This is a genomic window from Methylobacterium sp. E-046 (genome assembly GCF_022829625.1).
In the GTDB taxonomy this organism is placed as follows: Bacteria; Pseudomonadota; Alphaproteobacteria; order Rhizobiales; family Beijerinckiaceae; genus Methylobacterium; species Methylobacterium longum.
The window spans coordinates 30,388-54,753 of sequence record NZ_JAKSYP010000270.1; the positions used below are offsets into that span (position 1 = coordinate 30,388).

23 protein-coding genes and 2 riboswitches are annotated in these 24,366 nt (G+C 74.2%); of the genes, 14 read left to right on the forward strand and 9 right to left on the reverse strand.

Annotated features, from left to right (window positions below; translation table 11 throughout):
• Positions 1–28: 28 nt before the first annotated feature.
• Positions 29–1,168 (reverse strand): pyridoxal-phosphate dependent enzyme, encoded by a 1,140-nt coding sequence (locus MKK82_RS29370; protein ID WP_238290508.1) that lies wholly within the window; start codon positions 1,166–1,168, stop codon positions 29–31.
• A gap of 156 nt (positions 1,169–1,324) precedes the next feature.
• A complete protein-coding gene (locus MKK82_RS29375; protein WP_238290509.1) occupies positions 1,325–2,599 on the reverse strand; it encodes a D-amino acid dehydrogenase in 1,275 nt (424 codons plus the stop codon).
• Positions 2,600–2,663: 64 nt separating this feature from the next.
• Positions 2,664–2,775, reverse strand: a riboswitch (glycine riboswitch).
• Positions 2,776–2,778: 3 nt separating this feature from the next.
• A riboswitch (glycine riboswitch) is annotated at positions 2,779–2,883 on the reverse strand.
• A gap of 374 nt (positions 2,884–3,257) precedes the next feature.
• On the opposite strand from MKK82_RS29375, the gene MKK82_RS29380 reads away from it, so the two are divergent.
• Entirely contained in the window at positions 3,258–3,497 is a 240-nt protein-coding gene (locus MKK82_RS29380) for a hypothetical protein (RefSeq protein WP_238290510.1), read from the forward strand.
• A gap of 98 nt (positions 3,498–3,595) precedes the next feature.
• Entirely contained in the window at positions 3,596–4,213 is a 618-nt protein-coding gene (locus tag MKK82_RS29385) for a glutathione S-transferase (protein WP_238290511.1), read from the forward strand.
• 64 nt (positions 4,214–4,277) lie between these two features.
• Here the strand turns inward: MKK82_RS29385 and MKK82_RS29390 are convergent, their stop codons facing one another.
• Both MKK82_RS29390 and argE read right to left on the reverse strand, forming a co-directional pair.
• The gene (locus tag MKK82_RS29390) at positions 4,278–4,751 is read right to left on the reverse strand and encodes a DoxX family membrane protein (protein WP_238290512.1); all 474 of its coding nucleotides are present in this window, start codon (positions 4,749–4,751) and stop codon (positions 4,278–4,280) included.
• Positions 4,752–4,906: 155 nt separating this feature from the next.
• The gene (argE, locus tag MKK82_RS29395) at positions 4,907–6,106 is read right to left on the reverse strand and encodes an acetylornithine deacetylase (protein WP_238290513.1); all 1,200 of its coding nucleotides are present in this window, start codon (positions 6,104–6,106) and stop codon (positions 4,907–4,909) included.
• A gap of 180 nt (positions 6,107–6,286) precedes the next feature.
• Between argE and MKK82_RS29400 the strand changes: the two genes are divergently transcribed.
• From MKK82_RS29400 to MKK82_RS29425, 6 genes are all read left to right on the forward strand, one after another.
• Complete coding sequence (locus MKK82_RS29400) at positions 6,287–6,679, forward strand: hypothetical protein (RefSeq protein ID WP_238290514.1); 393 nt, start codon at positions 6,287–6,289, stop codon at positions 6,677–6,679.
• 162 nt (positions 6,680–6,841) lie between these two features.
• On the forward strand, positions 6,842–8,740 hold the full coding sequence (locus tag MKK82_RS29405; RefSeq protein ID WP_243987665.1) for a sensor histidine kinase: 1,899 nt from the start codon (positions 6,842–6,844) through the stop codon (positions 8,738–8,740).
• Between the two features lie 315 nt (positions 8,741–9,055).
• On the forward strand, positions 9,056–9,406 hold the full coding sequence (locus MKK82_RS29410) for a hypothetical protein (RefSeq protein WP_238290516.1): 351 nt from the start codon (positions 9,056–9,058) through the stop codon (positions 9,404–9,406).
• Between the two features lie 197 nt (positions 9,407–9,603).
• Positions 9,604–10,281 (forward strand): carbonic anhydrase, encoded by a 678-nt coding sequence (locus tag MKK82_RS29415; protein WP_238290517.1) that lies wholly within the window; start codon positions 9,604–9,606, stop codon positions 10,279–10,281.
• A gap of 2 nt (positions 10,282–10,283) precedes the next feature.
• Positions 10,284–11,864, forward strand: a complete 1,581-nt coding sequence (locus MKK82_RS29420) for a SulP family inorganic anion transporter (RefSeq protein ID WP_243987666.1) — start codon at positions 10,284–10,286, stop codon at positions 11,862–11,864.
• 267 nt (positions 11,865–12,131) lie between these two features.
• Positions 12,132–12,485, forward strand: coding sequence for a hypothetical protein (locus tag MKK82_RS29425; protein ID WP_238290521.1), 354 nt, complete (start codon positions 12,132–12,134; stop codon positions 12,483–12,485).
• Positions 12,486–12,507: 22 nt separating this feature from the next.
• On the opposite strand, the gene MKK82_RS29430 is transcribed toward MKK82_RS29425, so the two are convergent.
• The 3 genes from MKK82_RS29430 to MKK82_RS29440 form a co-directional block, all read right to left on the reverse strand.
• On the reverse strand, positions 12,508–12,708 hold the full coding sequence (locus MKK82_RS29430; protein WP_238290522.1) for a hypothetical protein: 201 nt from the start codon (positions 12,706–12,708) through the stop codon (positions 12,508–12,510).
• A gap of 217 nt (positions 12,709–12,925) precedes the next feature.
• A complete protein-coding gene (locus MKK82_RS29435; protein WP_238290523.1) occupies positions 12,926–13,537 on the reverse strand; it encodes a winged helix-turn-helix domain-containing protein in 612 nt (203 codons plus the stop codon).
• Between the two features lie 114 nt (positions 13,538–13,651).
• Positions 13,652–14,740: a replication protein RepA gene (locus MKK82_RS29440; RefSeq protein WP_238290524.1), complete on the reverse strand. Its 1,089-nt coding sequence runs from the start codon at positions 14,738–14,740 to the stop codon at positions 13,652–13,654.
• A 796-nt stretch (positions 14,741–15,536) separates the two neighbouring features.
• Here MKK82_RS29440 and MKK82_RS29445 point away from each other — a divergent pair.
• The 4 genes from MKK82_RS29445 (at position 15,537) to MKK82_RS29460 (ending at position 20,142) form a co-directional block, all read left to right on the forward strand.
• Positions 15,537–16,382, forward strand: coding sequence for a TrmH family RNA methyltransferase (locus MKK82_RS29445; protein WP_238290525.1), 846 nt, complete (start codon positions 15,537–15,539; stop codon positions 16,380–16,382).
• Between the two features lie 342 nt (positions 16,383–16,724).
• Positions 16,725–16,979 (forward strand): hypothetical protein, encoded by a 255-nt coding sequence (locus MKK82_RS29450; RefSeq protein WP_243987667.1) that lies wholly within the window; start codon positions 16,725–16,727, stop codon positions 16,977–16,979.
• 766 nt (positions 16,980–17,745) lie between these two features.
• Complete coding sequence (locus tag MKK82_RS29455; RefSeq protein WP_238290527.1) at positions 17,746–19,176, forward strand: MFS transporter; 1,431 nt, start codon at positions 17,746–17,748, stop codon at positions 19,174–19,176.
• A 108-nt stretch (positions 19,177–19,284) separates the two neighbouring features.
• Positions 19,285–20,142 (forward strand): amidohydrolase family protein, encoded by an 858-nt coding sequence (locus MKK82_RS29460; RefSeq protein ID WP_238290528.1) that lies wholly within the window; start codon positions 19,285–19,287, stop codon positions 20,140–20,142.
• A gap of 84 nt (positions 20,143–20,226) precedes the next feature.
• Here MKK82_RS29460 and MKK82_RS29465 read toward each other — a convergent pair whose 3' ends face one another.
• Positions 20,227–22,305, reverse strand: a complete 2,079-nt coding sequence (locus tag MKK82_RS29465; protein ID WP_243987668.1) for a methyl-accepting chemotaxis protein — start codon at positions 22,303–22,305, stop codon at positions 20,227–20,229.
• 101 nt (positions 22,306–22,406) lie between these two features.
• Positions 22,407–22,766 (reverse strand): winged helix-turn-helix transcriptional regulator, encoded by a 360-nt coding sequence (locus MKK82_RS29470; protein WP_238290531.1) that lies wholly within the window; start codon positions 22,764–22,766, stop codon positions 22,407–22,409.
• Between the two features lie 108 nt (positions 22,767–22,874).
• Between MKK82_RS29470 and MKK82_RS29475 the strand changes: the two genes are divergently transcribed.
• Positions 22,875–23,894: a zinc-binding alcohol dehydrogenase family protein gene (locus tag MKK82_RS29475; protein WP_238290533.1), complete on the forward strand. Its 1,020-nt coding sequence runs from the start codon at positions 22,875–22,877 to the stop codon at positions 23,892–23,894.
• A 10-nt stretch (positions 23,895–23,904) separates the two neighbouring features.
• The gene (locus MKK82_RS29480) at positions 23,905–24,321 is read left to right on the forward strand and encodes a cupin domain-containing protein (protein WP_238290535.1); all 417 of its coding nucleotides are present in this window, start codon (positions 23,905–23,907) and stop codon (positions 24,319–24,321) included.
• The last annotated feature ends 45 nt before the right edge of the window (positions 24,322–24,366 follow it).

Consider the following 24,366-nt stretch of genomic DNA (forward strand, 5'->3'; position numbering starts at 1 on the left):
TCCTCGGGATCGGGTCAGCGGGTTGGCGTCACGGGGTGGGACCCAGAAGCTCGGCGATGCGCGGCGTCGCCTTGATGCCGGTGCCGGTGAGGACCACCACGGTGGTCTCCTCCGGCCGGATCGCGCCGCGCGCGGTGAGGTCGGTGAGCGCGGCCGCGGCCATCGCGCAGGTCGGCTCGACGTAGAGGCCCGATCGGGCGAGCTCCATCAGGGCCGTCTCGATCGCCGGCTCGGAGACCGCCACGGTGCCGCCGCCGGACCGGCGGAGCGCCGCCAGCACCTCACGGCCGCGCACCGGCTGCGCGATCGAGGCACCCTCGGCGAGGGTCGGCCGCGGGGTGACCGGCACGAAGTCGTCGGCGCCGGCCTCGAAGCCCGCATGCAGGGGGGCGCAATGGCTCGGCTGCACGGCGTAGAGCCGCGGCAGGCGGGCGATCTCGCCCCGGCGCAGCAGCTCCGAGAAGCCGATGTCGCAGCCGAGGATGTTGCTGCCCGCCCCGCAGGGGATGATGACGTTGTCGGGCGCCCGGAAGCCCAGATCCTCCCAGAGCTCGTAGGCGAGGGTCTTGGTGCCCTGAAGGAAATGGGCCTGCCAGTTGTGGCTGGCGTAGAAGATCGCCTCCGCCTGCCGCACGGCGGCGTCGGCGGTGTCCTGGCGAGAGCCGGGGATCAGCTCGACCTCGGCGCCCGCCGCGCGCATCTGCACGGTCTTGGCCGGCGAGGTCGAGGCCGGGACCAGGATCTTCGCCCGCATGCCGGCGGCGGCCGCGTAGGTCGCCACCGCGGCGCCGCCGTTGCCGGAGGAATCCTCCAAGACCGCGCCGATCCCCTGCTGGCGCAGGATCGACAGCATCACGGCGGCGCCGCGATCCTTGAAGCTGCCGGAGGGCGCGAACCATTCGAGCTTGAAATGGGCGTGGCCGCCCCGCCAGGGCCGGCGCACCAGCGGCGTGCAGCCCTCCCCGAGGGTCACCGGATCCGAGACGGCCACCGGCAGCGCGGCGGCGTAGCGCCAGAGGGAGCGCTCGGCCGTATCGATCTCCCCACGATCGATGCCGGGAAGATCCGTGATCATCAGCGGCCCGCCCGTCTCCGAGCGCCAGCGCGGCGTCTCGATCGGGTAGGTCGCCCCGGTGGCGGGGTCGAGATAGGCGGCGAATGAGGGCATCGCGGCTCGGTTTCCGGGGCGGCTCGGAAAGAGAATACAAAATAATCTCAGGCGGCGCGCCCCCCGTCTCGGGGATGGGACCGCGCGCCGCGATGTGCGTCAGGGCTCCGCCCCGAAACCCGCCAAAGGGCTGCAAGCCCTTTGGAAACCCGGGACTCAGGCCGCGAGCGGCAGGAGGGTCCGCTCCGGGGCGTGCTCGGCGGCGATCGCCCCGGCGACGAGTTCGGCGGTGGCGCCCGACAGGGTCCAGCCGAGATGGCCGTGGCCGGTATTGTAGAACACCCCCGGCCGGCGGCCCCGGCCGACCTTGGGCAGCATGTTCGGCAGCATCGGGCGCAGGCCGCTCCAGGCCACCACCCGGTCGGTGTCGACACGCGGGAACTGCTCCCGGGTCCAGTCGACCAGCGGCTGGATCCGGTCGTGGCGGATGTCGCGGTTGAAGCCGTTGAACTCGGCCGTGCCGGCGACCCGCAGGCGCTCGTCGCCGAGGCGGCTCGTGACGATCTTGGCCGCCTCGTCGAGGATGCTCACCTCGGGTGCCGCAGCTTGCGCCTCCGGGGTCAGCAGGTTCACGGTGATCGAGTAGCCCTTCACCGGGTAGACGTTGACCCGGTCGCCGAGCATCGCCGCGAAGTGCCGGCTGGCGCAGCCCGCGCAGATCACCACCGCGTCGGCCTGCAGGCTCTGCGGCGCCTCGGCGGCATGACCCGTGAGATGCCCAGCCTGCCGCCAGCCGACGGCGTAGCCCCCCTCCCCCGACGTGATCGTCGCGACATCGGCGTCCTGGATGAAGCGGACGCCCTTGCGGGCGCAGGCAGCGGCCAGACCTCGCGTGAACTTGTGGATGTCGCCGGTGGCGTCCGAGGGCGTGAAGTAGCCGCCGTGATAGGTGCCGGCCAGCGTCGGCTCGATGGCCCGGATCTCCTCCGGGGTCACGGCGTAGCGCTCCAGGCCCCCTTCCCGCAGCAGGGCGTTGACGGCCGTGGCCTTCTCGAAGTTCGCCCGGTCCCGGTAGAAATGCAGGATGCCGCGGGTCTTCAGGTCGAAATCGATCCCCTCGGCCGCCGCCATGGCGAACAGGGCCTCCCGGGCCTTCAGCGCCAGCCGCACGGTCTCCACCGTGTTCGCGCGGTAATGGGCGATCTCGCGGACGAACTCCGCCATCCAGGACAGCTTGTGCCAGGAGGGCTTGGGATTCATCAGCAGCGGCGCGTCGCGGCGCATCATCCAGCGCAGGCCCTGCATCACCGTGGAGAGCTTGTTCCAGACCTCGGCGTTGCAGGCCGAGAGCTGGCCGCCATTGGCGAAGGATGTCTCCATGGCGGCGTAGCGCTGCCGGTCGAGGACGGTGACGCGGTAGCCGCGCTGGGCGAGCGCATAGGCGGTCGTCACGCCGGTGATGCCGGCGCCGATCACGGCGATGTGGGTCATGGGTGGGACTCCGGAACGAGGACGCGTGGAGGCCGCCTCAAGCGGTCGGCCGGTTGCGCGCCCCATCTGTCCCGGTGCCTGAGAGCTTGATCCGCTTCCGGCCCTGGCGAGGCCTTTCCGCGGACGTCCCCTTCGGCGGGTGCCCACGGGCTCGCCCGCTGCACCGCTCTCCAGATCGCCCTGACGACACGGTTCCGGTGCCTGAGAGTTTCCGGGGCGGTTGCTCCGTCGGCGCCGGGTCCCCCTCTGGTTGGGAAGATCCCGGTCTCTCCCGCATCGTCGCGATGGGCTGATCCCTGGATACGCCGATTCGGCCGCCCGGGAGAAGCCCGGATTCCCGGCACCCTGCCCGTTCCGCGGACAGCGGCTGCGCACTGTCACCGGCGGGGATTCCCCGCCAGCCGCTCCGACCGTGGGGCGACCGGGGCGCGGCAGCCGGGGCGCAGGGTCCGGGGCGCATCCGCATCCGCATCCGCATCCGCATCCGCGCGGGCGACGACCCGCGGGCTCCGTTCACGGAACGCAAACCAAAAAATAGAGGCCGATTTACTGATAAAAGCGAATTCTTATGCTCTCAGCAACGAATACAGCAATATTGAATCTCCTCGCAGAGGATCTGTCGACGCATGATCCTCGTCGGTTTCAGGCGGATGGCGCGATGGCGAAGTGGATACCCGGCGCGGCCGTGTTCGGCCTCCTGTGCCTGATGATCATCCCGGCCCCCGGGATCTGGGGGGTACTGATCGGGGCCGTCTGCGTGCTGGCGATCGTCGGCAGCCTGTGCATGCTGCTCCTGGACCGGGTGGCGACCGCTCTCCTGGCCTGGCGCGCCCGCCCCCGGAAGATCGGCAGGAGCCGGGCGGTGCATGCGGGCTCTCGGATGACGCGGAAGGTCTGACCGTCCGGCGCCGCGCCGCCGGGGTCTGGATTCGGCGCGGCATCGGTGCAAGGTCCCGGCGCCCTAATCGCGGCGCCACGATCAACCGGGACGGTCCGATGAAGCTTCTCTACTCCCCCGCCTCCCCCTATGCCCGCAAGGTGCTGGTCCTCGCCCACGAGACCGGGCTGATCGACCGGCTCGCCGTCATCGTGGCCGGCGCTTCCCCGACCGGGCCCTCCGCGGAGGTCGCCGCCCACAACCCGCTGGGCAAGATCCCCGCGCTGGTGCTGGAGGACGGCACCGCCCTCTACGACAGCCGCGTGATCTGCGAGTATCTCGACGGCCTCTCGGCCGGGCCGCGCCTGTTCCCCGAGGGTGCCGCCCGCTGGGACGCGCTGACCCGGCAGGCCCTCGCCGACGGCCTGCTCGATGCGGCGCTGCTCACCCGTTACGAGCGGGTGCTCCGCCCGGAGGAAAAGCGCTGGGACGCCTGGGATTCCGGCCAGACCGGCAAGATCCGGTCGGCGCTCGACCGGTTCGAGACCCTGGTGGGCGGCGACGCGGACGGTGGGCCGGCCCTCGACATCGGCACCCTCGCGATGGCCTGCGCGCTGGGCTACCTCGACCTGCGCTTCCCCGACCTCGCGTGGCGGGCGGGCCGCCCGGCGCTCGCGGCATGGTACGGGGCGTTCGAGCGCCGGCCCTCCATGGCGGCCACCGTGCCGAAGGGCTGAGAAGCCCGCCCTCGGTCAGACACGCGCTCCTCCGCCGAACCGGCCTGCCCCCGGCGGAGAGCGCTCAAGGCCGGGACGGGTCGACGGTCGCGTAGGGATGGGTCGAGCCGAGCGGGTCGGCGAGGAAATTCTCGACCGTCCCGGCGCCCGTGCCGAAGGTGATGAGCAGGAAGCCGCCCGCCAGGGCGAAGTTCTTGAGGAAGTCCCAGAACAGCGCGCGGCCCTGGCCGCCGGTCCAGAAGTCGCCCGGCACCCAGAACTGCTTCCACAGCAGCGCCGTGACCCCGCAATAGCCGGCCATCACGAAGGCGGCGGCCCGGTCGGCGGTCCCGGTGAGGATGCAGAGCGACATCCCGATCTCGACGGCAAGCCCCATCAGGATCAGCGCCGTGGCGGCGGCGGTCGCGTGCACGGCCTCCCGGGCCTGCCCGACGGCGCCCCTGAAGTTCAGGATCTTGTCGAGGGCGCTGAACGGCAGGAACAGCAGCACGAGGAGTAGGCGGACGCCGAACGCGATCGCGACGCTGAGGCTGGCCATGCGGCTAAGATGACTCCGACCCGGCCCCGGCGGCCCTTCGCGCATCTAGGGCGGGTTCGCGCCCGCGGACATAGGGGTTTCCACAGGACCCCGGCCCGTCCGGCGGGGCTCTGCCCGGCAATCGCGAAGGGTCTCGACCTCTCGAAGCCGGGACCTCAGCCCCGGCAATCGCGGATCAGCCGCCGCACGAAGGTCGCGCAGGCCTCGAGTTCGTCGCGGGTCACGTACTCGTCGGCCCTGTGGGCGCGGGCGATGGAGCCCGGCCCGATCACCACGGCCGGCACGCCGCCGAGCCGCTCGAACAGCCCGCCTTCCGTGCCGTACGAGACCTTGGCGTGCCCGTTCCGGCCGGCCAGCCGCTTGGCCAGGGTCACGATCGCCGCGTCCGGATCGGTGTCGAGGCCCGGATAGTCGATCAGCGGCTCGACCGCGACGCCGCAGGCCGGATCCCCCGCCCGCATCAGCGGCGCCAGGGTGTCGGTGGCGTAGGCGATGGCCGCGCCCGCCAGCGCCCCGGCGTCGTCCGCGCCGATCGCCCGGTACTCGAACTCCACGCTGCAGGTATCCGGCACGATGTTGAGCGCCGTGCCGCCCCGGACCACGCTCGACAGGCCGGTCGTGTGCGGCACGTCGTAGAGCGGATCGCGGGCACCGTCCCGGGCGAGCGCCTCCGCGGAGAGCCGGACATGCTCGATGAACCGGGCGGCGTATTCCACCGCGTTGACGCCCTCGGGCGCCAGGGCCGAGTGGCTGGCCTTGCCCCGGAAGGTGAGGCGGGCGGCCGACTTGCCCTTGTGGCCGACCACCACCTCCATCCCGGTGGGCTCGCCCACGAAGCAGCCGAGCGGCCGGGGTACCCGCTCCAGCATCCGGGCGATCAGCGGCCGCACCCCGAGGCAGCCCACCTCCTCGTCGTACGAGATCGCGATGTGGAGCGGGGTGGTGAGCACGCCTTCGACCATCTCGGGCAGGAGCGCGAGGCAGACCGCCAGGAACCCCTTCATGTCGGAGGTACCCCGGCCGTAGAGCCGCCCGTCCGCCTCGCGCAGGAGGAACGGGTCCGACGTCCAGGGCTGGCCCTCCGTCGGCACCACGTCGCTGTGGCCGGAGAGCACGTAGCCGGGGCGGCTCTCGGACGGGCCGACGCTCACCAGCAGCGCCGCCTTCCGCCCGGTCGGATCCGGCACCCGCTCCACCGCGGCGCCGTGGTCCCGGCAATAGGCCTCCGCCCAGTCGATCAGCGGCAGGTTCGAGCGGGCGCTCACCGTGTCGAAGGCGACGAGCGTCCTCAGGAGCGCCACCGGGTCGTGCGGGCCGGCATTCGGCGCGGGCTCTGTCCGTTCGGGCTCTGGCATGGGCCGTTCGCGCTCGCGTCGTCTCGGGTGGGGACCTCGGGCCTTCTACGGGGTTTTCGGCGGCCTGGGGACCCGAGATTGCCGCGGGGGCGCCCGCCCCCGCGCGGGCGGTTCCCGGAACCGGCGGCCTCGTTCCGGCGTAGCTGCCGGCGGAAGCCCCCTCACCGTCGAGCCCGAACCATGCGCGCCGGTCCGACCCCGATCCACGCGGCCCTGCTTGTCCCCCTGGCGCTGCCCCTCGCCCTGCCCTTCGCCCTGCCCCTCGCCTCGCTGGCGGCCTCCCCGGCTCGGGCGCAGCCGGGGCCGCAGCCGGGGCGGTCCCAGCCCGGGCGGCACCATCCGCCGGCCGCCACCGACATGGACCGGACCCTGGCCCGCAGGGCCGAGGCCGCGCGGCGGGACGGGCTTTCCCGGCAGGATCCGCGGCCGATCCCCCGGGCCCTACCACCCCAGGCTCTCCCTCCGGCCCTTTCACCGGCCCTTCCGCCGGCGACGCGGGAGCGGGTGGCGGCCCCGCCCTTCACCGGCTGGGGTTACGGCGGCACGATTCCGGGGGCTTGGCCCGGCTTCTGACCAGCCCGGCACCGGAGAGACCAGGTGCCGTTTTGCAACCTTCGATAGTGTTAGGTGCCGCCGAGTCTCGAAACTGTCTTGCTGAGGCCTGCCGCGCGTGCTGAGAAGGCGGGGCGGGCACCGTCTGCTGGGGCGGGGCGGCCCGGATCCGCGGGAGATCGGATGCAGGCGGTCGCGCGATCGGAATCCCCGCCCGGCCCCGCTTCGGCGGCCATCCCGGCCGACCCCGCGGGATCGACCGACCTCCCGGGGCGGGGCGGTCCGCGCCGCCGGCCGGCGGCGCCGCGGCTGCACGTCGTGCTGGCCCTGGGCTTCGGCACCCTCGGCTTCCTGGCCACCCTGGCGCTCGCCGCCCTGGTGAGCCGCGAGGCGACCCGCCGGCTCGAGGCGGAGGTCGGCGGCCAGCTCGCCGAGATCGCCGGCCAGATGGCGCGGAGCCTCGACCTCGGCATGTTCGAGCGCTGGCGCGACATCCAGATCGCCGCCGCCTCGGACAGCCTGCGCGATCCCGCGGCCGGCACGGCCGCCAAGCGCGCCCTGATGGAGCGGATGCAGGCGACCTACCCCGCCTACTCGATCATCGGGCTGATCGACCCGGACGGGCGCGTCGCGGTGACCAGCACCGGCGCGCTGGAGGGCGCGGACGTCGCCGGCCGGGACTATTTCCGCGCGGGCCGCGCGGCGCCCTTCGTGGGGGACGTGCATCCGGCCAAGCTCCTGCAGGCGGCGCTGGCCCCCGGCGAAGCAGGTCCCCGCGAGGCAGCCCCGCGCCAGGCGACCCCGCGCGAGCCCCTGCGTCTCCTCGACGTCGCGGCCCCCGTTTGGGGGGCGGACGGGCGCCTCGTCGGGGTGCTGGCCGCCCATCTCGACTGGACCTGGGCACGCGACATGGCGCGCACCCTCGAAGGCTCCCTCCGGGGTCACCGCGAGGGGGCGGAGATCCTGATCCTGTCCCGGGACGGCGCCGTCCTCCTGGGGCCGCCCGCCCTGCAGGGCGGGGCCCTGCCCCGGGACGTGCCGGTGGACGGGCGCCCCCTCGATCCGCAGGGCACCAGCCGGGTCGGCTCCTGGCCCGACGGCGCCCCCGCCTATCTCAGCGCCCAGGCGCGCACCGCCGGCTACCGCGACTATCCCGGCCTCGGCTGGCAGGTGGTGGTGCGCCAGTCGGCCGACCGGGCCCTGGCCTCGGCGACGGCCCTGCGCGGGAACATCCTGGCGGCGGGCAGCGCAGTGGCGCTCGCGGCCGCGCTGCTCGCGTGGCTGCTCGCCGGCCTGATCGCCCGCCCGCTGCGGGATCTGGCGGGGGCGGCCGGGGCGCTGGGCCGCAACCAGCCCCTGCCCGCGCTGCCCCGTTCCCTCGTGCGCGAGGGCACGATGATCGCCGAGGCCCTGGACGCGGCCGCCGACGAGCTGGCCCGGCGCGGGCAGGCCCAGCGGCTCCTGATCGATGAACTCAATCACAGGGTGAAGAACACCCTCGCCACCGTGCAGTCGATGGCCGCGCAGAGCCTCAAGAACATCGACGGCGCCGCGGCCGGGCGCGATGCCTTCGAGGCGCGGCTGCTGACCCTGTCGCGCGCCCACGACATCCTCACCCGCGAGAGCTGGGCGAGCGCGGACCTGCACGGCATCGCCGATCAGGCCGTGCGACCCTTCCAGAGCGAGGCGCCGCGCATCACCCTGGAGGGTCCCGAGCTGCGGCTGCCCCCCGAGGGAGCGCTCGCGCTGACGATGATCCTGCACGAATTGTGCACCAATGCGGTCAAGCACGGCGCCCTGTCGGTTCCGGGGGGCCGGGCGGCGCTGGCCTGGACGCGGGCGGCCGGTCCCGACGGCCCGATCCTGCGGATCACGTGGCGCGAGCGCGGCGGCCCCCCGGTGGCGCGCCCCTCGCGGAGCGGTTTCGGCACCCGCCTGCTGGAACGCGGCCTGGCCGGGCGCAACACCGCCGACCTCGCCTACGAGGCGGCGGGCTTCGCCTACGTGGCGGTGAGCCCCCTGCCCGCCCCTCCGGCGGAGACCGGCGCGTCGCCGCAGGGCATCCGGGCCGGACGGGCCTGAGAGGCATCCGCGCGGCGCGCGAAGGCTTTGCCGCGACCGGCTGCCCCGGCCGCCCGGACGCCCCGGCACTGCGAGTGCCCCGGACCGCGCGGGGAGTGCACGTCATGTCCGATGCCGTTTAATCCCGCGGTCGAGGCCGCATGGCGATCATGACGTGCGCGCACGCACCAAGTCAAACAAAGACAAAGGATTAAAATATCCGTATCTTTACTGTGTCAATACGCACATCAACTTTGCGCACTGTCGCTTATGTCCGGCTCAGCGGCCCGGGATGCGGCGTCCCGGGCCCGCCTGACGAACAAGCGAGGACGCGCAATGACGAAGATACGGCACCTCCCGACCGCCGCTCGCTCCGGCCCCGCCCTCGGGCCGACCTGCGGCCTCGTGCTGGGGCTCCTGGCGGGCTCCCTCGCCCTGCCGATGACGGCCCAGGCGGGCGAGGGCGGCGGCGGAAGCCGCCAGGTCGCCGGCGGCGGCCACATGAGCTCCTACGTCAGCGATCCCTATCACGACCCGCGCTCGCTCCACTCGCAGCGCCTAGGCACCGGGCAGCTCCTCGGGGCGCCGATGCTCCACGACAGCGCGGGGGCCACGGTCTCGCGCCGCGGCCTCGTCGATCCCCACTGGGCATCCGGGACCCTGCAGCGCCGCCGGATCGCCCGCTGAGACCCGCGAGCGGCCGCCGGGCTCCGGCCTGAGCGGTCGCTGCCGCCCCGGCCCCCGGGCTTCAGCCGGGGCGGTCACCCGGGAACGCCCGCCGGGAACGCCTCGCGCGACCTCGCCCGACACGCCGTCGGCCCCGCGGCGCGCCGGGATGACGGCCGCCGACACACCCCATTCCGCCCAGCGTCAGGACCCCCCTCATGAACAGCATCATCCAGGGCATCGCCAGCTTTCAGGGCAGCGTCTTCCCCGGCCAGCGGCAGATGTACCAGCAGCTGGTGCGCGACGGTCAGCACCCGAGCGCGCTGATCATCGCCTGCGCGGATTCCCGCGTCGCCCCCGAGCACATCACCCAGGCGGGGCCGGGCGACCTGTTCGTCTGCCGCAACGCCGGCAACATCGTGCCCCCCGCCTCCGACGTCATCGGCGGCGTCTCCTCGGCGATCGAGTACGCCGTGGTGGCGCTCGGCGTGCGCGACATCGTGGTCTGCGGCCATTCCGATTGCGGGGCCATGAAGGGGCTGATGAACCGGGACCTGCTCAAGCGGATGCCCAGCGTCGCGGCGTGGCTGCGCCACGCCGAGGCCGCCGAACGGATCGTCTGCGAGGCCTATCCCGAGGGCATGGACCCGAAGGCCCGCCACCACGCCCTGGCCCTGGAGAACGTGGTCGTCCAGCTCGCCAACCTGCGCACCCATCCGAGCGTCGCCGTCGCCCTCGCCAAGGGCTCCCTGCGCCTGCACGGCTGGTTCTTCGAGATCGAGACCGGCGCGCTCCTGGCCTATGATGGCGCGAGCGGGCACTTCCGGCCGATCGGCGAGGCCGACATGCCCGTGGCGCAGGATTCCGCCGGCGGCACCCGCCTGCAGGCCGCCTGAGCATGCCCATCCCCGAGGGTCTGAACCGACATCTGAGCACCGCCTTCGCGCCGGACGGCCCCGTCCGGACGAGCCTCGCGCGGGATCTCCCGGCCTCCGTGGTGGTCTTCCTCGTGGCGCTGCCCCTGTGCATGGGCATCGCCATCGCGTCCGGCGTGCCGCCCGAGCGCGGGCTCGTCACCGGCATCGTCGGCGGCATCGTGGTCGGCCTCCTCGCGGGCTCGCCGCTCCAGGTGAGCGGGCCGGCCGCGGGGCTCGCCGTGATCGTGTACGGCTTCGTGCAGGCGCACGGGCTCGACGCGCTGGGCCCCGTCCTGGTGGCGGCGGGCCTCCTCCAGCTCGTCGCGGGTGCCCTGCGGGTCGGCGGCTGGTTCCGGGCGATCTCGCCGGCCGTGGTGCACGGGATGCTGGCGGGCATCGGCATCCTGATCGTGCTCGCCCAGATCCACGTCCTCACCGATGCCCTGCCCCGGGCGAGCGGGCTCGACAACCTCGTGGCGATCCCGGCCGCGTTCTTCGACTTCGTCACCGGCACGGGCGACCGCGCCGGCGCCGTGACTGTAGGCGGCGCCACCATCGCCGCCATGATCGCCTGGGAGCGCCTGCGCCCGGCGCGGCTCCGGCTCGTGCCCGGGGCGCTCGTGGGCGTCGTGGCGGGCAGTCTCGTCGCCGGCACCGGGGGCTTCGCCGTCAAGCGCGTCGCGGTGCCGGAGGCGCTCCTGTCCGGCCTGTCCCTGCCGGACGCGGCGGCCTGGGCGCGGCTGGCCGAGGCCGAGATCCTGATCATGGCCCTGGTCATCGCGGTGATCGCCAGCGCCGAGAGCCTGCTCTCGGCGGCGGCCGTCGACCGCATGCATGAAGGCCCGCGCACCCGCTTCGACCGGGAACTCGGCGCGCAGGGCGTCGGCAACGTGATCTGCGGGATGCTGGGCGCCCTGCCGATGACCGGGGTGATCGTGCGGTCCTCGGCCAACGTCCAGGCCGGGGCCGTCAGCCGGGCCGCCACGGTGATGCACGGGACCTGGATCCTGGCCTTCCTCATCGCCCTGCCCTGGCTGCTGGCCCTGGTGCCGACCGCGAGCCTCGCCGGCATCCTGGTCGTCACCGGCTGGCGGCTGGCGAGCCCCGCCCACGCCCTGCACCTGCAGGCGCGCTACGGCTGGCTCACGGCGGCGATCTGGCTCGCCACGATGGTGACCGTGGTGGCGGTGGATCTGCTCACCGGCGTGCTCACCGGGCTGGTCCTGAGCCTGCTCCAGGCTCTGCCGAGCCTGCGTAAGGGCCGGCTGCGGATCGAGCACGCGGCGGCCCCGGAGGTGCCCGGCGTGCCGGAGCTGCGCCTGTCCGGGGCGGCGACGTTCCTGCAACTGCCGAGCCTCACGGCGGCGCTGGAGCGCACGCCCACGGGCGGCGAGGTCCGCCTCGCCACCGACAACCTCGCGGCCATCGATCACACCTGCCTGGAGATGATCGGCGACTGGGCGAGCCGGCGCAGCGCCGCCGGGACCCGGGTGGCCGTGGTCGGCGGATCGGGGGTTCCCCACGACCGCCTCGCGGCCGCGGTGGCGGCACCCGCCCGGTAGCGGCGCCGGGCCGGGCCAACCGTCTCCCGGGGATCGTAGCCCTCGACCCGCCGACCATCCCGGGACGGCACCGTCGTTCCTGCCCGGCTGGCCCGTGGCAACGGGCTTCCGGTGTCGTCCGAGGATCGTGACTTCTCAGGCCCTCCGGGCACTCGATTAATCCTGAATCTTTTCACGCCTTTAACGGTCCACCGTCACAATCGGCGCCACGGCCGGCCCACCGTGCGGGACCGGTCGATGGATTCGTTCTCGGCAGGAGCTTCGTCGATGCTCAAGGTTCTCGCGGTTCCGGCCGCCTGCCTGGTCCTGTGCGGGACCGCCGCCGCGCAGGACATGCCCGGACTGGCGACCTTGAGCCCACCCGAACTCGCGCAGCCGGTCATGGCGAACGAACCGGAGCGCGCGGCCCGCCCCTCGGCCGGAACCGTGCCGGGCGTCACCGTCGGGCCGCGCGGCCTGGATGGCGGCCGCGCGGAGACCGGCAATCCCGCGCTGCGCGGCGTCGATCCCGGCGCGCCCCGGGCTGTCGCCGCCCTGAAGGCTCCGTCCGGTGAGCCGCGACCCTGGTGCGCGCAGGCGCGCCGGGTCGGGACCGGTGCGGGCTTCTGCCTCATCAATTGAGCCGGGCGGCGCGGCGGACCGTTCAGGACGCCGCGTAGACCGAGATCTCGTCGAACGTCCCCGTGGTTCCCGGCGCGTAGTCCAGGGAGGCGACGAGCAGCACCAGCACGGCCGCCACGACGGCCGCGGCGGCAAGGAGGCGCGTGAGGGCCTCCGCGTGCGCATGCGCGGCGTGGATCACCGCGCAGCCCAGCACGAAAGCCAGGGCCTGGGCGGTCGTCATCGCGCCCGCATCCGGACGCGGCCGGGCCGGAGGACCGGTCCCCGGCCGTTCGGAACCGCGCGATCCGCGCGCATCTCGGCCATTCCGCCCCGTCCATCCCCGTCGCCGCGCCGTCCGGCATCCCCGGCCGGTACGATGCCGATCCTGCGGCCGCGGACGTCACCCATACGGGGAGGCCGGCGGCCAAGGCACCGTCACGCACTCGTGACCGGCCCTCTCACGCCGGGGCCGCCAACGCGTAGGTCGCCTCGCCGACCCGACGCAGGGGACCACCGGGGCCGGACCGCTTCCACAGGCGGGTGTTGAGGGCCGCCACCGGGTCCCGTCCCGGCACGGTGAAGCCCTGGTCGACGAGCGCCGCCAGGATCTCGGCCGCGTGCAGGGGCCGGCCGGCATCCGCGATCGCCCTGCCGGCGGCCTCCACGAGGGCGCGGCCGTAGCGGCGGGCGCCGGCCGCGTCCTCCGCGAAGGGAATGGCCGGAGGACGCGCGGCATCCGTCCCGCCCGCGTCGGACTGAGATTGGGAATCAGCGTCGGAATGAGGCTCGGAACTTGAGCCGGACTGTCCCCGGGCCGGGGCGGCGGGAATCCGGCCCACCGGGACGACGGGCGGCGCCGCGTCCCGGGCCGGCGGCGGGTCGATGGTCGGCCCCGAGGCCGCCTCGGGCCCGGTACCGGCGTCGCCGGGCGCGAGCCCCGTCCCGGCGGCCCCAAAACGGCGTCCGAGTTCGAGGTAGAGCACGAGATCGGCGATCTCCCGGTCGAGGGCTTCGCGCTGCCGCCGCAGCAGGGCGAGGCGCGCCTCGATCTCGACATCCGATAGACCCACGCGGCGTTCCCTCCAGCGGAATGGAATACCTACCCCATTCCGTTCTCCCAGGGAACGGAATACCCGCCCGTTCCGACCGCCGCCCACGACGGTTAAGGGAATGAATCGTATTCCCTAGGCGCGCGCCCGCGTTCTCTTCGCCGCGGGGCGCGGCGGCACCAGCAGCGCGCTCGGATCGGCCGGGTGCAGGGTCAGGCCGTTATCGTCGAGGACCAGGGGCAGGCGCGGGAACACCTCGCGCAGATGCGCCAGATCCGCCTTGAACGCCTGGCGGAAGCTGCGGATCGAGGCGTTCTCGGCCCCGAACTGCGCGTGGAGGTTGGTCCAGGTCAGACGCAGCGGGCGCTGGAGGGACCGCAGCCGGTAGCCGGTCCAGAACAGCAGGTCGAGCTTGCGCGCCGAGCCCGAGAAGGCCCGGGCCGCCCGGACGTCCACCGGCAGGGCGTGGCGGATCAGGGTCTCGTAGAATTCCGGGTCGAAGCGCACGGTGCGGCCGGCCTCGTCGGCGCCCTCCCCGGCACGGGGGCGCCACAATTCGAGGCTGCGGAACGGCGGGACGTTGAGGGTGGTGGCGCTGTCGCGGCCGTCCCAGAGGCCGATCTGCATGGAGCAGGCGGCGAGCCGGTTCAGCTGCTCCTTGAACTGGCGGATGGTGCCGCGCTCGCCGCCGGTGACCGCGAAGCCCATCTCGCGCATGAAGCCCGACAGGGTCTCGGCGACCTTCACGGTGGGGCTGCGCTGGCGCACGGCCTCGGTGCAGAGGTGGAGCAGGACCAGCCGGGCCTTCGGGCCGTAGGGCAGCCCCTGGGGCGTGAACGCGCCGGTCTCCGGGTCCTTGATCCGCCCGGCGATCAGGTTGAGCGAGTTGCGCCCGTAGGTGCGGGAGAACTCGCGGACCGGGCCGGGGTCCCGGTAGGGCAGTCCGCAGAGCGCCAGCACCGAGTGGATGTGCTGCAGGCTCGACGGGAGCGCCGGCTCGCTCTCGATCACGAGGCGCACGGCGTCGCGGCGGCGCTGGTCGCGGGAGAGCCCGGCGCGGCGAACCTCCTCCTCGCCCACCAGGGCGGCCTGCGCGTCCCGCTCGCGCTGGCGGTGCAGGACGTGCTCGACGATCTGGGCGAACAGGAAGCCGCCGCGGGCCGCCTCGACCTCGGCCCGCAGGTCCGGGTCGTGGATCCCGGCGATCTTCTCCTCGATGCTCATCGCATGCCCATCGTCCTGGCGGCCCGTGGCGGCCCGCCTCTCCCGCCGGCGCGCGGGAGGACGGCCCCATCCCGCCATGCCACGATTCGGCCGCCGGGATCCCGGTCCGATCCGGCTTGTCCCGGCAATCCCCGCTTCCCAGGGCGTCCCGCGGTGCGCGGTGCAGAACGCCCGGCGGGACGGCCCGGGACGCGGGCTGCGCAGAGTCCGATACGGGCCGGACCGGGCGGCGCGCCGGACGCAGAGTTCGATACGGCCGCCGCCGGCCGGGCCATCCCCGTTATCCACCGCGTCCGGCGGGAATCGCCGCCGAATCCGATACGCGGCCCCGCAGACTCCGATACGCGGATCCGCCGGCCCGGCGCAGAATCCGATGCGCGGCGACGCAGAGTCGGATGCGCATCCGCGCAGAGTCGGATGCGCGAGACGGCATCAACGCTTTGCGCGGACAAGCGAATTCGCCACTGCATATAACCTTCCGAACTGACTCTCTGAGAGATTCCTCCTGATAATTTTCCTACTCCGTCGCGGTCCGTTCGCTTTGACGAACGACGCCGGGATCCGAAGGTCTTGAACAGGGAATGAAAAGAATACGAGCGCGTTGTCCACATCGGCGCCGACCCGGCGGCGGGCGGATCCGCGGCGGCCACTTGACGCGAACCCGTGACCCGGCCCCACGCGGCAGGCCCTTGACGCGGGCCGATGCGGCCGGTTTCTCGGGGCCTCCCACGATGTCCCTCCGCGCGAGGGCCTCGAAGAAGGCCGTGCCGATGCCCCGCTTCCCGACCGCGGTCCGATGACCGACCGCCGCAATGACGGGCCGCCGCCGGGCCCCCGCGGGAAGCCGCGCCCCCCGGGCCCCCGCCGGCCGGGCTTCCGCCCGGGCCCCCGGCCCGCCCCCGGCCCGCGGGCCGCCGCCGACGGATCCGCCGTGCTGTACGGCTGGCACCCGGTGGTGCAGGCGCTGGGCAACGGCGCGCGCGGCCTGCACCGGCTGCTCGCCACCGAGAACGCGGCGGCCCGGCTGGAGGCGGAGTTCGGCGGCGCCCTGCGGATCGCCCCCGAACTGGTGCGGCCGAGCGAGATCGGCCGCCTGCTCGGCCCGGACGCGGTCCACCAGGGCCTGTATCTCGAGGCGGAGCCCCTGCCGGCCCCCGGCCTCGACGACCTGCCCGCCGACGCCCTCCTGCTGGCGCTCGACCAGATCACCGATCCGCACAATGTCGGGGCGATCGTGCGCACCGCCGCGGCCTTCGGGGTCGCCGGGATCGTCACCACGGCCCGCCACGCGCCGGGGGCCACCGGCGTCCTGGCGAAATCGGCCTCCGGCGGCCTGGAGCACGTGCCGTTCGTGACCGTGCGGAACCTCGCCGAGGCGCTGATCGCCCTGGGGGAGCGGGGGTTCACGCGGGTCGGGCTCGATTCCGACGCGCCCGAGAGCCTCGCCGCGCTGGCCGTGGCCCGGCCGCTGGTGATCGTCCTGGGCGCCGAGGGCAAGGGGCTGCGCGAGCGCACCCGGACCTGCTGCGACGTGCTGGCCCGGATCCCGTTCTCGGGGGCGATCCGCAGCCTCAACGTCTCGAACGCCGCTGCCATCACCCTCTACGCCCTGGGGCGGACCGGGCCCCCGGAGACGTCCTAGGCGCCGGCCGGACGCCGACGACGCTGAGCCGCTGCCGCGGGGGTGGCTGCCGGGACGCGGCCCGGCGACCGGCCCAGGATCTCGGCGGACGGCGCGCCCCGGGGCAGGAGGCGGGATACGAGCGGGGACGTGCCGGGGGCTTCGACGCGCGCCACGCGCGCTCCCTCCCCAGCACGAGGGCGGGGTGGAGGTCGGGCATCCGCGGGCCGGTGCGCGTCGGCCCGGCGCGTCGTCCCGACCCGGCTCCCCGCGAGAGCGGGCCTTCCCGCTCCGACCTAGGCAATGTCCGCAACCTGCCGTAGAATGGCTCCCGAGGGGGCGTGGGCCGGACGCGTGCGCCTGATGCTGGACGATACCTTTACCTACGGGGGCTGGGCCGTCGGCCTGCTCGCCGTCGGGGTATGGCTGTGGCTCGCGCGGCGGGCCTTCCCGAGCTTCGACGTCTTCGTGCGCGGGTTCGACGACGAGCTCGGCCTCAGCGGCACGCCGGAGGAGCGGGCGCGCCGCGCGCGCTGGCACCAGATCCGCCAGGCCGCCGTGGCCCTGACCGCCGTGGCGGCCCTGTGCCTGTCGATCGGCTTCGCGATCCCCGACTAGAACCGTCCCATCGGTCCCGCCTCTCATCGGGTCGGCTCGACCGCGGTGAGGTCCCCTCGGGTCAGGAAGCGGAGTCCGGCTCCGGGCCGGGAAACCGACCGTCGCCCACCAGACCCCCCGGCACTGCCGCGTCGCCGGCCGGCGCGCGGGCGACGCCCGGCGGCCTGGCCGGCGACCGCCCACGACGTGCTGACCCGCGCGACCTGGGAGGGGGCGACCCGGGCGGGGATCGCCGCGGGGTGCCGCAACCGTTCCGCCGCGGGGCTGGCAGGCGGTTCCAGGTCGGCGGTCCGCACGTGACGCTGTCGCCCCGGCGGCCGACGGGCCGCCCCGGCGGAGGCGTGGCGGGACCGCGATGGCGGGGAAAGGGCGGCCTCCGGGGGAAGGGCAGCGTCGAGGACGTGCGCGCAGCCCCGCGGGGATCCTCCCTCGCGCAGACCACCCCTGCCGTCGGCACGGGGTCGGGGCCGTCGCGCGGGCCGCAGGTGTCCGGGCCGCATCCGGTCCCGCGACGGGGCGGGAACAGCGACCGGACCATGACCGGATTGTCAGGCCGATGCCGCTCGGATCCCGGCCCCCCCTGCGGGGACGCTCCGCCGCGCCGGTCTCCCCGCGGCGGAGCCGCACCGGTCTCCCCGCGGCGGAGCCGCACCGGCCGGAACGGCCGGCTGCGCCGCCGTCCCTGGTCCCGGGGCCGGGGGTGCTGTACCGGGTCCGCGGTGAACCGCCCCGGGCCGATCCGGGTCGCGGAGGATGGGAATCTCACGTGCCGCCAGCCGCCGAACGCCCGGTCGCGACGCCCCCCGGGACCGCACGATCGGCCGTCCCCGACATCGCCGCACGCCTCGAGCGGCTGCCGATGTCGGGCTACCAGCGGAGGATCTTCGGGATCATCGCCTCGGCGTGGCTCGTCGATCAGATCGACGTGGCGCTCCTGACCTTCCTGCTCGGCTCGATCGTGGTGGCGTTCGGCCTGACGCCGACCGAGGCCGGCCAGCTCGCCGCCATGACCTTCGCGGGCCAGCTCGTGGGCAACATCCTGGCCGGCACCGCCTCCGACCGGTTCGGCCGCAAGGCGGTGTTCCAGGTGACCATGGTGGTCTGGGGCCTGGCGAGCCTCGCGGCGGCGGCGGCCTGGAGCCTGCCCGTGCTGATGGCCTGCCGGTTCCTGATCGGGGTCGGCGTCGGCGGCGAGGCACCGGTGGCGCAGGCGATGGTCTCGGAGATCGTCCCGGCCTCCGTGCGCGGCAAGTACATCGCGATCATGGAGGGGTTCTGGGCGGTGGGCTACGTCCTGTCGGGGGCGATCAGCTTCTTCGTGCTGCCCTATCTCGGCTGGCGCTGGGCCTTCGTGGTGGTGGGGCTGCTGTCGCTGGTGGTGCTGGCGGTCCGCCGCACCATGCCCGAATCGCCCCGCTGGCTCGCCGAGGCCGGCCGCGCCGCGGAGGCCGAGGCCGTGATGGCCACGATGGAGCGGGCCGTGGAACGTGCCACCGGCCGGCCCCTGCCCCCGGTCGCCCCGGCGGTGGCCGCGGCCGCCGCCGCCCCCGGTCCGCGGCGCGGCGCCGTCGCGACCCTGTTCGCCCCCGAGTACCGGCTCCGCACCGTGATGGCCTTCGGCCTGTGGTTCTTCGCGCTGATCGGCTTCTTCGGGCTGAATTCCTGGATCGCCGTGCTGCTCAAGGAGCGCGGCTTCTCGATCGTCGGCTCGGTGGGCTTCGTCACCCTGATCACCCTCGGCGGCATCCCGGGCTTCGCGGCGGCGGCGCTGCTCCTCGAGCGGCTCGGCCGCAAGCCCGCCACCGCCCTGTTTCTGGTCTGCGCGGCGGCTTCGGCCTACCTGTACGGCAATGCCGGCGGGGGCACGGTGCTGACCGTCGCGGGGGTCGCGGTGACGTGGCTGTTCGTCGCCGGCTTCGTCATGCAGTTCTTCATGTTCGGCATGTGGAGCTGCCTCTACGCCTACACGCCGGAACTGTACCCGACCCGGGCGCGGGCCACGGGCGCCGGCTTCGCCTCGGCCTTCGGGCGGATCGGCGCGATCCTGGGGCCGATGATCGTGCCGGTGCTGGTGCGCGATCACGGCCCGGCCACCGCCTTCCAGGTCGGCGCGGGCGGCTTCCTGATCGCCGCCCTGCTGGTCCTGACCCTCGGCGTCGAGACCCGCGGCAAGGTCCTGGAGGCCGTCTCGCACTGAGACGGTCCCGGATCGGACCAGTCCGGGCTCCGCGCCCCGACCCCCCGCCGAAGGGCCGAGCCCTTCGGAGCCCCCCACATCCCCGATCGCACTGGAGAGTCACAAGAAATGCCCGTCGTGGACATGCGCAGCCGTCCGACCTTCCTGCATCGGTTCTTCGGCGCCGAGCCCGGCACGCCGGAATTCGGCGTCGCCCGCTGGCTGAACGCCCGGGTCGGCAGCCGGGAGGTCGAGCACTTCACCCGCGGCGCGACGATCGCGGGCTTCCGCGCCGAGATGGACGGCGCCGGCATCGACGTCGCCGTCATGGTCGCCCGCTCGGTCCCGGGGGTGCGGGTCTCGAACGACGCGCTGGCGGAGGCCGCCCGGCACGATCCGAAGCGGCTGATCGGCATCGCCTCGGTGGATCCGGTCAAGCTCGGCCGCAAGGCCGCGGTCGCGGAGGCCAAGCGCGCCGTGACCGAGCTCGGCTTCAAGGGGATCAACCTCGATGCCGGCTTCTACCGCGAGGCCATGACGGCCGACGACGACCGCCTGATGCCGCTCTACGACCTGTGCCAGGAGCTCGGGGTCCCGGCCTTCGTGATGTCGGGCCCGACCACCCCGGACCTGCGCCTCAACGATCCCCTGGCGGTCGACCGGGTCGCCCGGACCTTCCCGAAGCTGCCGATCGTGTGCTGCCACGGGTTCTACCCGCGCGTCGCCGACATGGTGGCGGTGGCGTTCCGCAACGCCAACGTCTTCGTCTCGCCCGACATGTACACCTTCGCGCCGGGCGGCGGCCTCTACGTCGAGGCGGCGAACGGCTTCATGAGGGACCAGTTCCTGTTCGGCTCCTCGTTCCCGTTCCGCCCGATGGGCCAGGGCGTGGCGGATTTCCGCGCCCTCGGCCTCTCCGAGGAGGCCCTGGAGGCCGCCTTCTGGCGCAACGCCGACCGGCTCCTCGGGCTCGGCCTCGGGGCTTAGGACGTCCCGGTCTCGACGGCCGGAACCCGCCGCGGGTGCCGGGCGGCCCCTGCCGAGGGGCCGCGCCCTTCGCGCCCCCGGGCGTCAGGCGGCCCGGACGCGGGCCAGGAAGCCGTCGACCGCCCCGCGCAGGTCGGCCGCCTGCCGGGACAGGTCGGCCGCCGCCTGCAGCACCTGGGCGGAGCCCTGGCTCGCCGTGCCGGCCGCCGCGCCGACGCCCGCCATGTGGCCGGAGACGCCCTGGGTGTCCTGCGAGGTCTGCGCGGTGGTCCGCGCGATCTCGGCGGTGGCCGCGCCCTGCTGCTCGACCATGGCGGCGATCTCGGCGCCGATCCGCGCGAGGGTGCGGATCACCGCGGTGATGCCGCCGATCGACCGGACCGAGGCCTCCGTGGAACCGGTGATCTCCGCCACCTTGGCGGCGATCTCCTCGGTGGCCCGGGCGGTCTGCTCGGCGAGGTGCTTCACCTCGGCGGCGACCACCGCGAAGCCGCGGCCGGCCTCGCCGGCGCGCGCCGCCTCGATGGTGGCGTTCAGCGCCAGCAGGTTGGTCTGGCCGGCGATCTGCGAGATCATCGCGACGATCTCCCCGATGCTGCCCGCCGCCTGGGCGAGGCGGCGCACCTCCCCGGCCATCCCGTCCGCGTCCCGGGTCGCGGCGGCCGCGAGGTCGGCCGAGGCCCCGACCTGCACGCCGATCTCCCGCACGGAGGCGGTGAGCTCCTCGGTGGCCGCCGCCACCGTGTCGGCCGAGCGCGCGGCCGAATCGGCCGAGACCGCCACCGTCCGGCTGAGGTCCGTGGTGTCCTGGGCGGCCCGGGCCATCCCGTGCGCGGCGGCTTCGAGCCGGCCGGCCGCCGTCGACACCGCCGCCACGATGCCGCCGACCTGGCGCTCGAAGCTGTCGGCGAGGCCCAGCGCGGCGGCGCGCTGGGCGGCCCCGGCCTCTGCGGCGCGGCGCTCCTGCGCGGCCCGGGCCGCGCGGCGCTCGGCGACGCTGTCGCGGAACGCCAGCGCGGCCGCGGCGATCGCCCGGACCTCGCGGGGGCCGCCCGAGGGAACCGCCAGATCCTCCGTCCCCGCGCCGGTCGTCCCCTCTTCGGTCGTCCCCTCGCCCCGGCCGATCGCGGTCAGCACCCGCGCCATCCGGGCGAGGGGCCGGGCGATGGCGGTGCCGAGCCAGGCCGCGAGGCCGGCCGAGAGGGCGAACAGGGCGAGGCCGCCGGCGATCCAGAGGGTCAGCATCCGGTCGGCCCGGGCGCGCACCGCGCCGGCGGCGGCCACGAGGTCGGCGGTGAGCCGATCCTCCACGCCCTTCAGAGCATCGATCCGCTGCGTGGCGAGGCGGAACCACGCGGGGGCGTCGCGGAAGGCCGGGGGCGTGCCCGGCACCGTGTCCTGCGCGAGGGCGCGCAGCCGCGCCACCGCCCGGGCCGGTTCCGCCGCTTCGGCGGCGTCCAGCAGGGCCGCCTGGGGGGCCTCGGCCCCGGCGCGGAACAGGCCCGCATAGGTCGCCTGCTCGGCCGAGAGCGTGGCGAGCCGGCGCGCGGCCGCGAGGTCCAGGCTGCCGGACGCGAAGGCGGCCGAGACGGCGGCCCGCTCCTGGCCGGCGGCCTCCTTCAGCGCCAGGAAGGCCGCGTAGGCGCTCGCCCGGGCGGCGAGGCCGGCCTCATCGATCACCCCGCCCATGGCCCGGACGAGCCCGAGCCCCTCGCCGATCACGCCGGTGTAGAAGGCGGCCGCCTGCGGCGCGCCCGGGCCGAGGGCGTCGATGGCCCGGCGCTCGGCCGCGAGCCCGGTGAGCGCCGCGGCGAAACCGGTGCCGCGGGCCGCGAAGACCGGGCCGAAGCCCGTGGCGCCCGCCATGGCCTCCGGCAGCCCGGCCAGGGCCGCGTCGGTGCGTCCGCGCTGGGCCGCCAGTTCCGGCCCGAACTGCGCGCCCCGCGCGCCCAGGAACAGGCTGGAGGCGCCGCGCTCGCGCGGGGCCTCGTGCACGAAGGCGCTGATCCGCGAGGCGAGGCCGACGAGGCCCTCCACCCGGTCCATCTCGGCACGCCGCGCCCACTGGTCCGACACCGCGAGGCCCGCCGCCCCCGCGAAGGCGAGGCAGGGGGCGAGCGCCACCGCGAGGATGCGGGCGCGGAGCGAGGCGAGGACGGGCATCGGAGGATCTGGGATGGTCCGGCAGGAAACGCTTCACCCTCCGGCCAAGACTTAAAGAACCCGTTATGCGCCCCTCGCCGCCCGCGGCCCGTCCTGCACAATCAAGCGGCGTCCGGGACGGCATCTGCCTGAGCGGCGTGCAAGTCGCCCCAGGTCTTCAGTTCGCGGATGACCGGTTCCAGGGAGCGCCCGCGCGCGGTCAGGCTGTACTCCACCTTCGGAGGCACTTGGGCGTAGACCGTCCGGGTGACCAGACCGTCCGCCTCCATTTCGCGCAACTGGTTCGTGAGCATGCGCTGGGTCACGCTGGTCAGCCGCCGCCGGATCTCGGTGAAGCGCAGGGTCCCCTCCAGCAGGTGGAAGAGGATCACGCCCTTCCACTTGCCGTCGATGAACCGGAGGGTCGCCTCGACGGCGCAGCCGGGGCTGCAGGCGCCGGTGTGGCGGCGGATGCGGGGCATGGCGGTCTCCGACGGTATCGTTTCCGGCACTAGGGGCGTTTTATGTGCGTCCTTGCGGCGCGTGAAGACGGGCGGCATCTCCCGTGGCGACAGGTCGAGGAGAGCACGATGCGCGCCGTCGGATACCGCAAGTCCCTGCCGATCACCGATCCCGAAGCCCTGGTCGATGGCGATCTGCCGCAGCCCGAGCCCGGCCCCCGCGACCTGCTCGTCCAGGTCGAGGCGGTCTCGGTGAACCCGGTCGACACCAAGGTCCGGCGCCGCGCCGAGCCGGAGGCCGGCGGCCTCAAGGTGCTGGGCTGGGACGCGGCCGGGACCGTCGTGGCCACGGGCGCGGAGGTCGCGGGCTTCTCCGTGGGCGACGCGGTGATGTATGCGGGCGACCTCACCCGGCCGGGGACGAACGCCCAGTTCCATTGCGTCGACGCCCGCCTCGTCGGGCACAAGCCGGCGCGCCTCGACTGGGCGCAGGCCGCCGCCCTGCCGCTCACCGCGATCACCGCCTGGGAGACCCTGTTCGACCGGCTCGACACGGGAAAGCCCGTGCCGGGCGCCGCACCGGCGATCCTGATCGTCGGCGGGGCGGGGGGCGTCGGTTCGGTGGCGATCCAGCTCGCCCGGGCACTCACCGACCTCACCGTGATCGCCACCGCGTCGCGGCCCGAGACGGCGCAATGGTGCCGGGATCTCGGCGCCCACCACGTGGTCGACCATTCCAAACCCCTGGCGGCGGAGGTGGCGGCCCTGGGCCTCGGCGCGCCGGGCCTCGTCTTCTCCACGACCAGCACCGATGCCCACCTCGCCGCGATCGTGGAGCTGATCGCCCCGCAGGGGCGGCTGGCCCTGATCGACGATCCCGAGCGCCTCGACGTCGGGCTCCTCAAGCGCAAGAGCCTGTCGCTGCACTGGGAGTTCATGTTCACCCGCTCGATGTTCGGCACCGCCGACATCGCCGCCCAGGGCGCGCTCCTCGACGAGCTCGCCCGCCTCGTTGACGCGGGTCGCCTGCGCACCACCCTGGGTGAGCATTACGGGCGGATCGACGCCGAGAACCTCCGGCGCGCCCACGCGCGGATCGAGAGCGGGCGCGCCAGGGGCAAGATCGTGCTCGAAGGCTTTCCGGCGTGAGGGGGACGGGATGGCGGAAACCGGGATCTTCGACGTGGCGGCGCTGGCGGCGGCCCTGCCCGACAGCGCCGCGACGCTCCTGGCCGACACCTACCTGACCGACCGGGCGGCGGCGAGCGCCCGGGTGTTCCGGGTCTACCGGCCGACCCCGCCGCACTATCACGCCACCTGCGACGAGTACCTGTACTGCCTGTCGGGCCGGGGCACCTTCTGGATGGGCGACCCCACCTCGGTGGCCGCGTTTGGCCCCGGCCAGCTGCTGTTCTTCGCCCGGGGCATCGTCCACGCCATGCCGGAGATCGAGTCCGGCGCGCCGGTGACCTTCCTGTCGATCGACACGCCCCGGCGGGCGCCCACCGACATCGTCTTCGTGAACCCGGAGGACGGCAGTCCGGCGACCTTCATGGCCCGCAACGCGGCCACCTGAGCCTCGGACCGCCGCCGCGGATCTGAGATTCCGACCGGGGCCCCA